The organism is Sphingobium sp. LF-16, assembly GCF_003711185.1.
GTDB classification, from domain to species: Bacteria; Pseudomonadota; Alphaproteobacteria; order Sphingomonadales; family Sphingomonadaceae; genus Sphingobium; species Sphingobium yanoikuyae_A.
The window spans coordinates 4342667-4355527 of record NZ_CP029335.1; the positions used below are offsets into that span (position 1 = coordinate 4342667).

Annotated in this window: 11 protein-coding genes; 4 read left to right on the forward strand and 7 right to left on the reverse strand. The window is 66.4% G+C overall.

The features are described from left to right. Nucleotides 1-91: 91 nt before the first annotated feature. Together DIZ22_RS20465 and DIZ22_RS20470 are read right to left on the reverse strand one after the other, a co-directional pair. Nucleotides 92-2845 carry an ATP-dependent DNA helicase gene (locus tag DIZ22_RS20465; protein ID WP_048936277.1) on the reverse strand — a complete coding sequence of 918 codons (2754 nt, stop codon included), beginning with the start codon at nucleotides 2843-2845 and terminating at the stop codon, nucleotides 92-94. Nucleotides 2846-2894: 49 nt separating this feature from the next. Continuing rightward, a complete protein-coding gene (locus DIZ22_RS20470) occupies nucleotides 2895-3266 on the reverse strand; it encodes a PilZ domain-containing protein (RefSeq protein WP_004209958.1) in 372 nt (123 codons plus the stop codon). Nucleotides 3267-3397: 131 nt separating this feature from the next. On the opposite strand from DIZ22_RS20470, the gene DIZ22_RS20475 reads away from it, so the two are divergent. After that, on the forward strand, nucleotides 3398-4990 hold the full coding sequence (locus tag DIZ22_RS20475; protein ID WP_048936278.1) for a lysine--tRNA ligase: 1593 nt from the start codon (nucleotides 3398-3400) through the stop codon (nucleotides 4988-4990). Nucleotides 4991-5177: 187 nt separating this feature from the next. Here the strand turns inward: DIZ22_RS20475 and DIZ22_RS20480 are convergent, their stop codons facing one another. From DIZ22_RS20480 to DIZ22_RS20490, 3 genes are all read right to left on the reverse strand, one after another. Then, nucleotides 5178-5648, reverse strand: coding sequence for an RcnB family protein (locus DIZ22_RS20480; protein ID WP_037518627.1), 471 nt, complete (start codon nucleotides 5646-5648; stop codon nucleotides 5178-5180). A 173-nt stretch (nucleotides 5649-5821) separates the two neighbouring features. After that, entirely contained in the window at nucleotides 5822-6499 is a 678-nt protein-coding gene (locus tag DIZ22_RS20485; RefSeq protein ID WP_122928698.1) for a 2OG-Fe(II) oxygenase, read from the reverse strand. 100 nt (nucleotides 6500-6599) lie between these two features. After that, nucleotides 6600-7553 (reverse strand): RcnB family protein, encoded by a 954-nt coding sequence (locus tag DIZ22_RS20490; protein ID WP_048936280.1) that lies wholly within the window; start codon nucleotides 7551-7553, stop codon nucleotides 6600-6602. A 298-nt stretch (nucleotides 7554-7851) separates the two neighbouring features. Between DIZ22_RS20490 and DIZ22_RS20495 the strand changes: the two genes are divergently transcribed. The 3 genes from DIZ22_RS20495 to DIZ22_RS20505 all read left to right on the forward strand — a co-directional run bounded on the left by DIZ22_RS20495 (nucleotide 7852) and on the right by DIZ22_RS20505 (nucleotide 11769). After that, the gene (locus DIZ22_RS20495) at nucleotides 7852-8337 is read left to right on the forward strand and encodes a biliverdin-producing heme oxygenase (RefSeq protein WP_048936445.1); all 486 of its coding nucleotides are present in this window, start codon (nucleotides 7852-7854) and stop codon (nucleotides 8335-8337) included. Next, nucleotides 8330-10894, forward strand: a complete 2565-nt coding sequence (locus DIZ22_RS20500; protein ID WP_048936281.1) for an HWE histidine kinase domain-containing protein — start codon at nucleotides 8330-8332, stop codon at nucleotides 10892-10894. Before DIZ22_RS20495 ends, DIZ22_RS20500 begins: the two co-directional genes overlap by 8 nt. Nucleotides 10895-10959: 65 nt before the next feature. Next, nucleotides 10960-11769, forward strand: coding sequence for a class III extradiol ring-cleavage dioxygenase (locus DIZ22_RS20505; RefSeq protein WP_048936282.1), 810 nt, complete (start codon nucleotides 10960-10962; stop codon nucleotides 11767-11769). A gap of 9 nt (nucleotides 11770-11778) precedes the next feature. Here DIZ22_RS20505 and DIZ22_RS20510 read toward each other — a convergent pair whose 3' ends face one another. Together DIZ22_RS20510 and DIZ22_RS20515 are read right to left on the reverse strand one after the other, a co-directional pair. After that, nucleotides 11779-12330, reverse strand: a complete 552-nt coding sequence (locus DIZ22_RS20510) for a (2Fe-2S)-binding protein (RefSeq protein WP_017499095.1) — start codon at nucleotides 12328-12330, stop codon at nucleotides 11779-11781. Next, complete coding sequence (locus tag DIZ22_RS20515) at nucleotides 12327-12803, reverse strand: DUF2721 domain-containing protein (protein WP_037507334.1); 477 nt, start codon at nucleotides 12801-12803, stop codon at nucleotides 12327-12329. The genes DIZ22_RS20510 and DIZ22_RS20515 overlap by 4 nt, the downstream gene beginning before the upstream one ends. Nucleotides 12804-12861: the final 58 nt, after the last annotated feature.

The following is a 12861-nucleotide window of genomic DNA, read 5'->3' on the forward strand; positions in this document are numbered from 1 at the left end:
TCTCGCTCCAGCTCCTCGCGCCTTGTCGCGGCGGAATATCTCCTGCCGACTCGCAAAAACGCAGAAAACAAAGGCGCCGTGCCCTGTCGGGTCACCGCATGCCGGGTTCGCTTCCCTGATGCCCTAACGTTGTTCGGTCGCCAAGACCAGCGTCCTGCATGTCCCGCGCCTGCATCTTTGCGCTGACGGCGATGATCGCCTCGTCCAGCGTCAGCCGGCGGATCGGCGTGCCCGGCGGGAAGGCGCTCAGCAGTCGGCTCGGCATGGCGGCGGACAGGATCACGAAACTGCCCTTGTCCTCGGCGCGTCGGATCAGCCGACCGAACGCCTGCGCCAGACGCGCGCGGATCAGCCGGTCGTCATAGGCGCTGCCACCCCCCGCCAAGCGCCGGGCGGCATGCAGCACGGTCGGCTTGGACCAGGGCACGCCCTCCATCACCACCAGCCGCAGCGAATGACCGGGCACGTCGACGCCATCGCGCAGCGCGTCGGTGCCCAGCAGCGAAGCACGCGGATCGTCGCGGAAGATATCGACCAATGTGCCGGTATCCATCGGATCGACATGCTGGGCATAGAGCGGCAGGCCGGCGCGGGCGAGCCGGTCGGCGATGCGCGCATGCACGGCCCGCAGCCGCCGGATCGCGGTGAACAGGCCCAGCGTGCCGCCGCCCGATGCCTCGATCAGCCGGGCATAGGCACCCGACATGGCGGCGATGTCGCCGCGCTTGATGTCGGTGACGATCAGCACTTCGGCGCGATCGGGATAGTCAAACGGACTCGCCGCCTCGAACCGTTCGGCGCTGTGGGGCAGGTGGGTGACGCCGCTGCGCGCCTCGGCATTGGACCAGTCGCCGCCGCCCTTCAACGTGGCGGAGGTGACGATCACCCCCTGCGCGGGTTGCAACACCGCCTCGGCCAGCGGCCGGGTCGGGTCGAGCCAGTGGCGGTGCAGCCCGATATCATATTCGCGCCCTTCCACACGATCGACGGTCATCCAGTCGACGAAATCGGGGTCGGCCGGGCCGCCGATCCGCGCCAGCAGCGCCAGCCAGGCGCTGATCAGGTCGCGGCGCCAACCGAGCGATCCGATCGCCCCTTCGATCCGCGCCCGCGCCGCGCCGTCGAGCCAGTCGGGCGCATCCTCCAGCACTGCCTCCAGCCGCTTGGATAGTCGAACCAGCGGCTTCAGCAGCGTATCGAGCGCGATCGCCGCTTCCTGTGCCGCCTCGACCAGCGGGCCATCGGGCTCGGCCAGTTCGGTCTCCAGCCCATAGCCGGCATCCGCCTCGCCGCTGTCGGCGGCGCGCGCGAAGACGGTGCCGCGCACCGTGGCAAGCAATTCCTCCAGCGGACCGAAAGGCTCACCTGCCACGATTCGCTTCAGCCAGTCGTCGGCCGGCAGGGCGCGCGCAGCTTCGACCGCGGTGCGGATCGCCTCGCCGCCTTCCTCGTCATAGCTGGCAAGGTCGGACAGGCGCGCGGCCAGGCCCCGGCGGCGGCCGCGCGATCCGCCTTCCGGTCCCATCACCCAGCGCCGCAGCTCGATTGCCTCCTGCCCCGACAGCGCGACCGAGAAGGTCGAGTCGGCCGCGTCGAACAGATGATGGCCCTCGTCGAAGACGATGCGTTGGGGGCGCTGCCCTGTCTCGCGGCCGCGCGCGGCGTTGATCATCACCAGCGCATGATTGGCGATGACGATGTCCGCCTCGGCCGATGCCCGCGCCGACCGCTCGATGAAGCATTTCCGATAATGCGGGCAACCGGCATAGATGCACTCGCCGCGCCGGTCGGTCAGCGCGGTCGATCCGTTGCGGCGGAACAGGATGGGCAGCCAGCCGGGCAGGTCGCCGCCCACCATGTCGCCATCCTTGGAGAAGGCGGCCCAGCGCGCGACCAGTTGCGCCAATATGGCGGCGCGGCCGGCAAAGCCGCCCTGCAACGCATCTTCCAGATTGAGCAGGCAGAGATAATTTTCCCGCCCCTTGCGCACCACCACGCGTCGCGCGGCGGTCGCCGGATCGGGGAAGAGGCGCAGCGATTCCCGGTCGAGCTGGCGTTGCAGCGCCTTGGTATAGGTGGATATCCACACCGTGCCCTGCGCCTGCGCGGCCCAGAGCGAGGCGGGGGCGAGATAGCCCAGCGTCTTGCCGATGCCGGTGCCGGCTTCCGCCAGCAGCATATTGGGCTGGTCGCGATGGCTGCGCGGGCGAAAGGCCTCCATTGCGGCGGCGGCATAGGCGCGCTGGCCGGGGCGGGGTTCGGCGCCCGGTCCGGTCAGGCTGTCGAGCCGCGCCAGCACGGCCTCCTCCTCCATCGCGACGGTGCGCGGGGCAGGGCGGGGCGCGGCCTCCTCCCATTCGGGCAGCTTGGAAAAGAGCCAGCGTTCCGCCTCAGCCGGGCGGCTGATGCGCGGCGCGACCAGCGGCGACCAGGGCCAGCGCAGCCGGTGCAGCGCCTGCGCCGCGGTCCAGCCGCCTTCTCTTTCTTTCCATTCCGGGGAATCGAGCCGGTCGAGCAGCGCGCGCGCCGCCATTTGCAACAGGGCCGGGATATCGCCTTCCTGTCCCGGCTGCGGCAGGTCCAGCGCCTCGGCCAGCCCCTTGGGCGTGGGCACCAGGAAGCGCGCGGGATGGACGAAGGCCCAGAGTTCCAGCAGGTCGAGGCCATTGAGATCGGGATAGCCCAGCCGCTGGCCGGTCAACGGTGCATTGAGCAGCAGCGTCGGCGTCTCGGCGGTGCGGGCAATGGCCTGCCCCTTGGCAACGCCCATGGTGCGGCTGCCTTCGCGCAGCCAGATGCCGCCATGGCTGGCATGGAGGGCGGGCAGGGCAGCAGGATCGATCACCCGCCCGGCTTAGGGCAAGGCGAACAAAAGGGAAACCGAAATGCGCCGATCAATTGGTCCGGCGGCCAAAACCCATGGGGCCGGAATAGGTGAAGGCGGGCGCAGCCGGTCGGGGCTGGAACGCCACCGGCGCGCGGCGGGCCAGGCGCGCCATTTCCAGCTGTTCGAACAACGGCCCTTCGGTCAGGATATAGGGGAAACGGATGCCCATCCGGTCCTCTTCCGACCAGCGCACCGTGCCGAACACGCTATAGCCATCAATATCCAGCTGACACTGGCTTCCGGTCGGCAGCGAACAGCCGACGACCTGCGCGCCGCCCGCGCTCAGATCGACGATCGTCCCTTCCAGGCTGTCGAGCACGGTCGTGATGGTGATCGCGATGTCGACGGGAATCCGTTCGCGGCTGCGGGGTGTCTGCATGGGAGCCTCCATATGACCAGACCATGGAGGAACAGGGTGAACAAAATCTAAATATGAAGCCCGGTTTAACGCGTTTTTGCCTCCAAAAGCCGTTCCCTTTCGCCCCTTGCGGCGGTAGGGGCTTTGGCATCATGACCATATCCGACATTCTCCGCACCGCCGCGAACGCGTCCAAGGCCTGGCCCTATGAGGAGGCGCGCAAGCTTCTCAAGCGTTACCCCAATGGCGCGCCGGAGAAAGGCCATATCCTGTTCGAGACCGGTTATGGCCCGTCGGGCCTGCCGCATATCGGCACCTTCAACGAAGTGCTGCGCACCACCATGGTCCGCAATGCCTTCCACGCGCTGTCGGACATCCCGACCCGGCTGGTGGCGTTCAGCGACGATCTGGACGGCTTCCGCAAGGTGCCGGACAATGTGCCGAACCAGGCGATGCTGGCCGACTATCTGGGCAAGCCGCTGACGCAGGTGCCTGATCCGTTCGAGAAATATGGAAGCTTCGCGCATCACAATAATGCGATGCTGCGCGAATTTCTCGACAGCTTCGGCTTCGACTATGAATTCGTGTCCGCGACCGAACGCTATCAGGCCGGCGCCTTCGACGAAGCGCTGCGCCAGGTGCTGCGCCGTTATCAGGCGATCATGGACATCATGCTGCCGACCCTGCGCAAGGAGCGGCAGGCAACCTATTCGCCGGTGCTGCCGATCAGCCCCAAGAGCGGCATCGTGCTGCAGGTTCCGGTCGAGGTGGTCGATGCCGAGGCTGGTATCGTTCGCTTCGTGGACACTTCCGTTCCTGGGGGCGAGACGATCGAACAGTCGATCCTGGGCGGCGGTGCCAAGCTGCAATGGAAGGTCGACTGGGCGATGCGCTGGTATGCGCTGGGCGTCGACTATGAAATGGCGGGCAAGGATCTGATAGATTCGGTCACCCAGTCATCGAAGATCTGCCGCGCGCTCGGTGGCCGCCCGCCCGAGGGCTTCAACTACGAGATGTTCCTCGACGAAAAGGGCGAGAAGATCTCCAAGTCCAAGGGCAATGGCCTCAGCCTCGAACAATGGCTGACCTATGGCCCGCAGGAAAGCCTGGCCTTCTACGCCTATCGCGAGCCCAAGAAGGCCAAGCAGCTGCACATGGGCGTGATCCCGCGTGCGGTCGACGAATATTGGCAGTTCCGCGGCAATTATCCCAAGCAGGCGATCGAGCAGCAGCTCGGCAATCCAGTCCATCATATCCATGATGGCAAGCTGCCGCAGGGCGAGCTGCCGGTGACCTTCGGCCTGCTGCTCAATCTGGTCGGCGTGATGGGCGATGCCAGCCGGGAACAGGTGTGGAGCTATCTCCAGAATTATGTCCCCGGCGCCAGCGCGGAAACCTATCCCGAACTGGACGCGCTGATCGGCCATGCACTGGCCTATCATCGCGATTTCGTCGCGCCGACGCTCCAGCGCCGGGCGCCGCACGCCAACGAAGCCGCCGCACTGCGCCAGCTGGACGAAGAACTGGCCGCCTTGCCGGCCGATGCCAGCGCGGAGGATATCCAGAATATCGTCTATGCCATCGGCAAGGATGAAGCCTTTGGCTTCGCCGAGCTGCGCGACTGGTTCAAGGCGCTCTACCAGACGCTGCTGGGCGCCGATCAGGGGCCGCGCATGGGCAGCTTCATCGCGCTCTATGGCATCGACAACAGCCGCAAGCTGATTGCGCAGGCGCTCGCCGCCTGATCGGAAAGAAGCGGGGGAACCATCGCGCGCGAGGGGCGTTTCGCGAACGGTCCACCCCCCTTTCGGACTGATGGCGTGCCTGGCACGGCATCGGCCGCGCCCGCCCGGAAACGGGGGGCGCGGCCAAGGGGGTAAAGAAAGGCCCCGGACATCGCTGTCCGGGGCCTTTTCTGTTTCGTCGTTCGGCTTACCAGAAGAAGCCGCGATGGACGGTCATCACCCGGCCGGTGCGCACATTCACCAGCATCACGTCATTATAGTGGCGGACCCAACGCTGATTGACGGCCGGACGGGGCAGGCGATAGCGATAGGGATCGGCGATATAATAGCGCGAGCTATAATAGGCCGGGCGAAGCTGGGCGCCGGCATTCCAGCGCGAATAGCGGAAGGGCGCATTCCAGTTGCCGGCGCGATAGACGTCGCGGTGGCTGCGGCGATAATCCTGCCAGTCTTCGCGCGCTTCCTGGCGGGAGTCGCGAACATCGCGACGGGCTTCGCGGACATCGCGGCGATCGCCATAGCGCTGGGCCGCGCGCAGGTCGCGCTGGTCTTCGCGCAGTCGCTGCTCGCTGCGGCGGGCTTCGCCATAGGACTGGGCGGAAGCGACGCTGGGGACGACGGTGGCCGCAAGAAGGCCAAGGATGATGATCTTGCGCATAATTCTACTCCCATCAATCTGGAGGCTCGGGGACGCTTCCAACCGCTTCAAGCGGGGCAGGTTCCCTTACCAACATGTTGAATATGGAGTGGATTCGCTGAACCGTCCGGGAACGGCGCTGTCAGGAACCAGTCATTTATGTCGCAAAGTGTAATGGCGCGCGACGTTCTGGGTCAGCGAACCCAGGGGCGTTCGCGAAACCATTTGGTCACGACATATTTGGTGCCCTGAGCCACCGGCCGGGCGGCGTGCAGGCTATAGGGGTTGGGCGCACCGTCGGGCTTCAGGTTGTTCCAGATCAGGATCATCCCCTCGATCGGCGGCACCATGAATTCGCAGCGCGGAAAATGGGTCTCGCCCCCGCCCTCGACCGGCGAGAGATAGATCATCGCCGTCCAGTTACGCTGGCCGCCGGTCTTGCGCATCTCGGGCCAATAGCTGGCATTGACCGGGAAATAGTCGCAATGGACCTTATATTCCTGGCCCTGGGTGTAACGCTGCCCCTGCAATGTCTCGCCATGGTCGGGCTCCAGCCCGGTCATCGCACAGATGCGGGCGCTGATCGCATGGACCAGCGGGTCTTCCCGGTCGAGATTGCAGCTATGGCTAGTGCGATAATCGGCATTTTCCCGGCCGGTGAACAGGGTAGAGGGCTGGGCACCAGCGTCGATGATCGCGCGCATCACCGCGCATTCTTCGTCGCCCAGGAAATCCTGCCGCCCATAGATTTCCAGATGGGGGCTGTCGATGCGGCTGACCAGCGGGTTGCGGTGCAGTTTCTCGCGCACCCGATCGCCGATCGCGGCGCGGGCGGGCGACGCGGTGCCGCCATTATCCACTATCTCGTTCATGCCGCCTCCCTGCCATTTCCGGCCGGCGCCGCGCAATGAAAAAGGGCCCGGTGCGGTGTCGCACCGGGCCCAGTGTCCTGAAGGCCAGTTCAGGAGGCTGTCACCAGAAGAAGTTGCGGATCACGTCGACGACATAGCCGTCGCGGATATCGACCAGCAGTGCGTCGTCATAATAGCGGATCCAGCGCATCGTGCCGTAGGCGGGCGGCAGGCGGTAATAATAGGGATCGTTCAGCCAGTAATTGCTGCCATAGAGCGGCCCCGACAGGAACACGCCGATCGAGAAGCTGCGATAGCCATAATTCCAGCCCGACGGCGCATAATAGCGGCCCATGCGGTAACGGTCGCCATAGCGGCTGCGATAGCCATACCAGTCATAGCGCCGGTCCTGGCGCCAGCCATTGTCCCAGCGGCGCTGGTCGGCCCAACGGGTGCGATCGTCATAGCGGCGGCCATCATTGTTCCAGTTGCCGGGATAGCCGGGGCGATCGTCGCGCCGGTCATTGTCGCTCCAGCGCCGATCGTCGGGGCGGCCGTCGCGATTGCGGTCATTCCAGTCACGACCGTTGCGATCGCGGTCCCAGACCTGCCGGTTCCAATCGGGGCGGGAATCCGGGCGGGCGTCGGGCCGGCGTCCATCGCCGCGCCCATCACCGCGTCCGTCCGGGCGGTCGGGTCGGGCGATCGGCTGCATGCCAGACCCCGGATTGGCGGGGCCGGGATTGCCGAGACGCTGCCAATTGCCATTGGGGCGATCGGGGCGCTGGTCGGGGCGCTGATCCGGGCGAGCAACCCGTTCCGGGCCGCCCTGCCAGCGCTGCGCGGGCGCCGCCATTTGCGGACGTCCGCCGCGATCGCCACCGCGATCACTGTTGCCCTGCCAGCGCGTGCTGCCCTGCGCGCCGCGCATGTCGCCGCCCCGGTTTCCGGGATTGCCGGCACCACGCTCGCCGCGCGGGCCGCCGCCATTGTCGTTGCGCTGGGCATAGGCCGGTGCCACGCCGCCCAGCAGCGTCGCACCCATCAGGCCGGCCAGCATCCATTTCCTCAGCATCGTTCCGATTCCTCGTGCGGGAACCATCTGTTCCCTTCATGCCGCATCTTTACGCGGATGGCGATGTCGCGATGCTGAACTCTTCTGTCAGCGATTTGAAAGATTCTGTCCCGGAACAATGGACAATCTCGATCATTCCATCCATCCCACCATCTTGCATCGGAAAAGCCCGGTAAATGGGCTGTTCGGCGCAAAGCTGATCCAGATCAGTGCAGTGCCGACAAACAACCTTTAGGACCAACGGGTGATAAGAACCGCCGATGCCGGCCGCATAAGACAGGCCCTGCGCGCCGCGACGATGGAGAGCCATCAACGGGTCGATGACCTGTTTTCCCATTTTTCGCTCGCTTCCGCGCCCGATTACCGGGCGTTCCTGCGTGCCCATGCCCGCGCGATCGCCGCGCTGGAGCCGGTCGCCCAGCCCGATTCGCCGCGCCTTGCGCTGATGGCGCAGGATCTGGCGGCCTTGGGGGAGGCCATGCCTGCGCCGCTGTCGATGCCGTCCACGGGCGGCGACGGCTTCCGCTGGGGCCTGCTCTATGCGCTCGAAGGATCGCGTCTGGGCGGCGCGATGCTTGCGCGCCAGGTCGCCCAGGATCTGCCCCGTGCCTATCTTTCCGCCGTTCATGGCAAGGGCGGCTGGGTCGCCTTCCAGCAGCAACTCGATGACGCAGCGGCTAAGGGCGATCAGGACTGGCTGGACGATGCGATCGCTGGCGCCCGGACGGCCTTCACTCTGTTCGAGGCGGGCGCGCGCGCCGAGCGGGAGGTCGCCTGTGACTGATGTGACCAGCCCGGAAGCCCAGGGCTTTACCGTCGACATCAATAATTGCGATCGCGAGCCGATCCATGTGCTCGGCACGGTCCAGCCCTTCGGCTTTCTTGTCGCCCTGACGGCCGACTGGCTGGTGTCGCGCGTCTCGACCAACAGTGCCGACCATATCGGCCTGGCGCCCGACCAGATGCTGGGCCAGCCGATCAGCGCGCTCTTCACCGCCGATGCGATCCACACGCTGCGCAACCGCATTACCCTGCTGCGTGGCCCCGATTCGGTGGAGCGGGTCTTCTCGCTGCCGCTGGTGGAGGGCGGTGCGCCGTTCGACGTGGCCGTCCATTTCTCCGGCCAACTGGTGGTGATCGAGGCAGAGCCTGCCGTGCCCGACGAGATGGAGGCCAGTTCCATGGTCCGCTCGATGGTCGCGCGGCTGGCGCAGGCGGATGGCATGACCGCCTTCCTGCGCGATGGTGCGCGCCAGGTGCGGGCGCTCACCGGTTTCGACCGGGTGATGGTCTATCGCTTTGCCGACAATGGCGATGGCGAGGTGGTGGCGGAGGCGCTGCGTCCCGGCATCGACAGTTTCTTCGGCCTGCATTATCCGGCCTCCGACATCCCGACGCAGGCGCGCGCGCTCTACATGCGCAACATCTTCCGGGTGATCGCCGACATCAACGCGCCGCCGGTGCCGGTTATCCCGGCGCTCGATCCCGCCGGCGCCGCGCTCGACATGTCGCTCTGCGTCACCCGCGCGGTGTCGCCGATCCATATCGAATATCTGCGCAACATGGGGGTGGGGGCTTCGCTCTCCATCTCGATCATCGTTGATGGCAAGCTGTGGGGCCTGTTCGCCTGCCACCATTATGCGCCGCGCCTGCCCAGCTTCGCGCAGCGCAGTGCCGCCGAACTGTTCGGCCAGATCTTCTCGATGATGCTGGAAGGCCGCGAGCGGGCGGAAACGGCGAGCTATGAGGGCAAGGCCCGCCAGGTCGCCGACCGGCTGCTCTCCGCGGTGGCGCAGGATCATGACCTGATGTCCAACGCCCGCTGGCTGGGCGACATCATCTTCGACACGATTCCCGCCGATGGCGTGGGCATCTATATCGACGGGCAGATGACGCTGTCGGGCCTGACCCCGGACGAGCCGTCCTTCGCCGCGATCGTGTCGATGCTCAATCGGACGGCCGCCAGCCAGGTCTATACCACCGACAGCATCGCCCGCATCATGCCGGAAGCGCTGGCCCATGCCGATCGCGCCGCCGGCTTGCTCGCCATTCCGATCTCGCGCCGGCCGCGCGACTATGTCGTGCTGTTCCGCGCCGAACAGCTGCGCTCGGTCCGTTGGGCCGGCAAGCAGGACAAGCATATCGAATATGGCCCCAACGGCCCGCGCCTGACCCCGCGCAAGAGTTTCGAGGAATGGTCGGAACTGGTGAAGGGCACGGCCGTCGCTTTCATGCCAGCCGAACTGCGCGTCGCCGAAGCGCTGCGCACGGCGCTGCTGGAAGTCATCCTGCGCCTGTCCGATTCCGCTGACGAGGAACGGCAACGCGCGCATGAGAAGCAGGAATTGCTGATCGCGGAACTCAACCATCGCGTCCGCAACATCCTCGCGCTGATCCGTGGCCTGATTTCCCAGACTCGCGACAGCGCCATGTCGGTCGACCAGTTCATAGGCACGCTGGAAAGCCGCGTCCATGCGCTGGCCCGCGCCCATGACCAGATCACCGCCGATCGCTGGGCGCCCGCGCGCCTCTATGACCTGATCGAGGTGGAGGCTGGCGCCTATCTCGGCGACCGGCGTGACCGGGTGAAGCTGACCGGTCCCAATGTGCTGCTGACCCCCGCCGCCTTCACCGTGCTGGCGCTCGTCATCCACGAACTGCTGACCAATGCCGCCAAATATGGCGCGCTGTCGGACAATGGATCGGTCGCGATCGACTGGCATGTCGACGCCGAGGGCAGCCTGCTGCTCCACTGGCTGGAAAGCGGCGGCCCGGCGGTCGTCGCGCCCTCGCGCCGGGGCTTTGGCTCGACCGTGATCGAGCGTTCCATTCCCTATGATCTGGATGGCCGGGCGGAGGTCAATTATCGACTGGCGGGGCTGGAGGCGCGCTTCTGCATTCCCTCCGCCCATGTCGCCTCGATCCTGCCCGACGTGGCCGGCACCGATCGCGCCAAGCCGGCGCCCGCTCCCTCGCCGCATCTGCTCAAGGGGCGACAGATTTTGCTGGTCGAGGATAATATGATCATCGCCATGGATGGCGAGGATGCGCTGCGCGACCTCGGCGCGCAGGTGGTGACTGCCGCCAGCATCGGCCGCGCGCATGAGGCGATCGCGCTCCATCCGGTCGACCTCGCCGTGCTGGACTTCAATCTGGGCAATGAAACCAGCCTGCCGATAGCCGACATGCTGGCGGAACGCGGCGTGCCCTTCCTGTTCGCCACCGGCTATGGCGACGGGCTCGACCTGCCGGATCGCTTCAGCGACGTCATCCTGCTCAAGAAACCCTATTCTGGCGCGACCCTGGCCCAGGCGATCGCCCCGATGCTGGCCAGGGGCTGACAGGAAACAATCGGTTTCCGCCTGGCGCGTTGCGCGGGCGGCGCCGACATCCGATCTAGGCGGGCATGAAACAGCCTGCCTTGTTCATCCCCCATGGCGGTGGTCCCTGCTTCTTCATGGACCCCGCCGATCCCCAGCACCCGCACAGTGACGCCATGTGGCAGCCGATGCAGGATTATCTCGCCGGCCTGATCGCCGACCTGCCGGAACGGCCGCGCGCAATCCTGCTGGTGTCGGGCCATTGGGAAACGCCCGGTTTCACCGTCCATGACGGTAGCCAGCCGCCCTTGCTGTTCGACTATTTCGGCTTCCCGCCGCATACCTATCAGCTCCGCTGGGACGCGCCGGGCGCACCCGCGCTTGCCGATCGTGCGGCCGAACTGCTGGAACAGGCCGGCTTTCCCACAGCGCGCGAATCCGAACGAGGCTGGGACCATGGTGTCTTCATCCCGATGAAGGTCGCGCTGCCCGATGCCGATATTCCGGTCGCCCAATTGTCGCTGCGCCGTGATCTTGATCCCGCCGCTCATATCGCCGCCGGTCGCGCACTGGCGCCGCTGCGCGACGAAGGCGTGCTGATTGTCGGATCGGGCATGAGCTTCCACAATCTGCGCGTGCGCGGCGCGATGGCGACGGCGCCCTCGCGCGAATGGGACGATGCGCTGCGCGATGCGGTGACCGATCCCGATCCGGCTCGCCGGGCGGCGCGCGTCGCCGCCTGGGATCATCTGCCCCATGCCCGCTTCGCCCATCCGCGCGAGGAGCATCTGCTGCCGCTGATGGTGGCGCTGGGGGCCGGCGGCGAGGACGCCGCCATCTGTGCCCATCGCAGCACGGTGCTGGGCTGGACGGTTTCGGGCTATCGTTTCGGTTAAGGCCGATATTTACGGCTTGCGCAGCGCCGGCACGGTGCGCACCGCCTCGTCCGGCGCGATGCCGGGCGGGGGCGCGGCCTGGATCGGGCCATCCCCGGCCTGGTCCTCGCCGCGCATGATCCGGCCGGCGCGCTTGATCGCACCGCGCAGCCGGGGATAGACGCCACAGCGACAGATATTGGTGATCGCCGCATCGATCTCCGCATCGGTCGGGTCGTTGGTCCGCCGCAGCAATACCGATGCCGCCATGATGATGCCGGACATGCAGTAACCGCATTGGGAGACATTCTCGGCCGCGAACGCCTGTTGCAGGGGATGGCCGCGATCGGGCGACAGCGCCTCGATCGTCGTGACGAACCGGCCCTCGGTCTTGCCGATCGTCACCTGGCAGGACCGCACCGCCTCGCCGTCGATATCCACGGTGCAGGCGCCGCAATCGCCGGTGCCGCAGCCATATTTGGTCCCCGTCAGGTTCGACGCGTCGCGCAGCGCCCACAGCAGGGGCGTTTCGGGATCCATCCGATATTGCACCGGCCGGTCGTTGACGGTGAAGCGCGTCATGCCGCCTCTTCCTCCTCCACCTTGTGGTAGAGCACCTCGTTGCGGATATGGATGGTGCGTGACGCCAGGCGGATTTCCTGGATGAAGGTGCCGAAGGCGGCGGCCTGCAGCACCATCGCCAGGCTGAACAGGATCGCCACCGGCGTGCCCAGATGGGCGTTGAACAGATTGCCCGCGAACAGCAGGATGACGACCAGACAGACCGCGCAGGCCGATGCCACCGACAGGAAGATCGCGCCATTGACCACGCTCATGCGCCGGTCGAGCACGCGGATCTCGCTCACCATCCGGTCATGCTCCTTGCCGCGCGTGCTCAGCACCCATTCCTCGACCGCACGGGCGCGATCGATGATGCGGGCCAAGCGGCTGACGCAGACATTCAGGAACGCGCCGATACCGGCGAGCAGGAAGACGGGGGCAAGCGCCAGCTGGATCGTCTGGGCGACCTGGCTGACCTGCGGAAGGGGGATCATCGACTTGGTCCTCTCATCCCTCGCTTCTATCCTTGATCGCGGGCCAAGGGGCAAGGGG